Source organism: Ruegeria sp. ABD4_443 (genome assembly GCF_056160865.1).
This window is the reverse complement of record NZ_JBSWYA010000025.1, coordinates 1-366: the sequence shown is the minus strand read 5'-3', so window position 1 is coordinate 366 and position 366 is coordinate 1. Positions and strand designations below refer to the sequence as shown.

Annotated in this window: 1 protein-coding gene; it reads right to left on the bottom strand. The window is 63.7% G+C overall.

The features are described 5' to 3' along the window. On the bottom strand, positions 1–366 hold a 366-nt coding region (locus ACXAG8_RS18510; protein ID WP_475230693.1), incomplete at both ends, for a molybdopterin cofactor-binding domain-containing protein.

Here is a 366-nt window from a genome sequence, read left to right as displayed (position 1 = left end):
TGTCGATGTGATCCACCGCCTTGCCGCCCGAGTTCATCGCATCCAGAACCGCATTGACCACAGCAGGCGGAGAGCCGATGGCCCCGGCCTCGCCACAGCCCTTCACCCCCAGCGGGTTATGCGTGCAGGGCGTCTGGCTGGAATGATCGACGCCGTAAAACGGCACATCATCGGCGCGCGGCATGGCGTAATCCATGAAGGACGCGCTCAGCAGCTGGCCATTCTCGTCATAGGCGCAGTTCTCCAGCAGCGCCTGGCCGATACCCTGACCGATGCCGCCATGCACCTGGCCATCCACGATCATCGGGTTGACGATGTTGCCAAAGTCATCGGCGGCGGTGAAGGCCTCGATGGTCACCTGGCCGG